Origin of the sequence: Devosia sp., assembly GCF_017307565.1 — a bacterium.
In the GTDB taxonomy this organism is placed as follows: domain Bacteria; phylum Pseudomonadota; class Alphaproteobacteria; order Rhizobiales; family Devosiaceae; genus Devosia.
This window is the reverse complement of record NZ_JAFKHD010000466.1, coordinates 1-1982: the sequence shown is the minus strand read 5'-3', so window position 1 is coordinate 1982 and position 1982 is coordinate 1. Positions and strand designations below refer to the sequence as shown.

General features: G+C 66.6%; 2 protein-coding genes. One reads left to right on the top strand and one right to left on the bottom strand.

The features are described 5' to 3' along the window. Window positions 1-45: 45 nt before the first annotated feature. On the bottom strand, window positions 46-984 hold the full coding sequence (locus J0I64_RS20705) for a phytanoyl-CoA dioxygenase family protein (protein ID WP_291411842.1): 939 nt from the start codon (window positions 982-984) through the stop codon (window positions 46-48). 129 nt (window positions 985-1113) lie between these two features. Between J0I64_RS20705 and J0I64_RS20700 the strand changes: the two genes are divergently transcribed. Then, window positions 1114-1968: an AraC family transcriptional regulator gene (locus tag J0I64_RS20700; protein ID WP_291411840.1), complete on the top strand. Its 855-nt coding sequence runs from the start codon at window positions 1114-1116 to the stop codon at window positions 1966-1968. Window positions 1969-1982: the final 14 nt, after the last annotated feature.

Genomic DNA, 1982 nt, shown 5'->3' with positions numbered 1-1982 from the left:
AGGCCGTGCCGGGGTGGCGTGCAAAACAACCCCGGCGGCGGACGCTCACCAGCGGGCGAGGCCGAGCAGCTTTTCGCCGAGCGGCGTCAGCCTGGCGGTTTCGGCATTGTGCTTTTCCCAGGCGCGCGGGTCGCCGGGAAAGGCATCGCGCCGGGGATGGTCGCGTTCGCGCCACAGCCGGATGCGCTCTTGCCGCTCCGCCTCGTCGTCGAAGTCGGCCGGGTGCATGGAAACATATTGCGCCATGCGCACCCGGTTGTCCGAATGGTTCGGCCGCACGCCGTGCGCCAGCAGCGAGTTGAAGATCATCAGGTCGCCCGGCTCCATGTCGATGTTGACGACCGAGAGGCCGGCCATGTCGGGGTGCATCGGGTCGCGGTCGGCCGGCTGGGTCCTCACCCACTCCTCGAAATGCTCGAACAGGTAGGGCACGCACTGGAAGCCGCCGACGTCGCCGTCCTGCTTCTTCAGGCTGAGAACGCCCTGCACGCCGATCGGCAGCGGCCGGATGGAGGTGTCGACGTCCCAGTGAACGAAGCCGTTCGGGTTGCCCTTCACCTTCTTCGGCGGGTTCAGGTTGGCGCGGTCGATCGTCACCCACAGGTCCTCGCGGTCCCAGATATCGACGAAGGTGTCGTAGACGCGCTGCTCCATGCGGTTGTCCCACAGGTACTGGTGATTGTAGATCTCCAGCATGCCGGTGTTGTTCAACTCCTTCATCTTGTGCTCGCGCCGTTGCGGCGCGTACCAGGTGGACGGGTCGCCGGGGTCCTTCTCGTCAAAGCGCCAGAGCAGGTCCGCAAGGCGTTCCACATTGGCCGCAGGCACCGCCTGACGGACAATGGCGTAGCCCTTCGTCGTCCAGTGCCGCCAGTCGGCTTCCGACAGAACGCGCAGCGGCAAGGTCTTGCGGATATCCTTGAGCTGCGTCGTCGCCGACGTGGTCGGATGGCTGTCGCGCTTCGGCGCTGCGGTCGCTTGCATGTCGTTCTCCCATCTTGGTCTTCCTGACGATCAGGTGAAGGGGAGCGTAGGCCGTGCGGGAGCTGCCATGTTGTCCGCACCCGGCCGATAATGATACTATTCCGGCGTTGTCGATGCTGGCGAGGCGTGATGAGGCCGCTTCTCGAACACTTGCCGGCCTCGCCGGATTCTTCCTGGAGCATGCTCAACCGGAGGCTGGACGACGCCATTCCGTTCGAGTGGCATCACCATCCCGAATTCGAGCTGACGCTGACGCTCAATTCGCGCGGCCAGCGCTTCATCGGCAACCATGTCGCCGGCTACGGCCACGGCGACCTCGTGCTGATCGGTCCGAACCTGCCGCATACCTGGGCCTCGCGCGAAAAGATCGACGCGAGCGGGCCGCATGTCGCTTTAGTGTTCTGGTTCCGGCGCGACTGGATCGAGGCGCTGGCCGCCGGCTCGGTGGAACTGGCGCCGGTCCTGCGCCTGGTCCGCGACGCCGCGACCGGGCTGGCCTTCGACGCCGCGCTCGGCCGCTCGATGGCGACGGATTTCGAGGCGATGTTCTCGCATCCTCCGGCGCGGCGGCTGCTCGGCCTTCTGGACATACTGGTGCGGCTCGCCGGAGTTGACAGGTGCCAACCGCTTTCGAGCGTCGTTCCGCAGGACGTCGAGGGCGACCGCTCGCGCATCGACCGGGTGCTCACCCACTTGCACCGGCACTATCACGAGCCCGTCCGCATGGCGCAGATCGCCGAAATCGCGGCGCTCAGCGAATCCGGCCTGCACCGGCTGTTCAAGCGGCATACGCAGGCTGGCGTCGGTGATTATCTTGCCGGCTTGCGGATCGGCGAAGCCTGCGCCCGGCTCTCCGGCACCGCGCAGCCGATCCGGCACATCGCGGGCGATGTCGGCTACGCCTCGCTGGCGAACTTCAACCGCCAGTTTCTGCGTCTGCGCGGCATGACGCCGCGCGCCTACCGCGCCTCGTTCCAGCGGTGACGGCTCCCGAGACG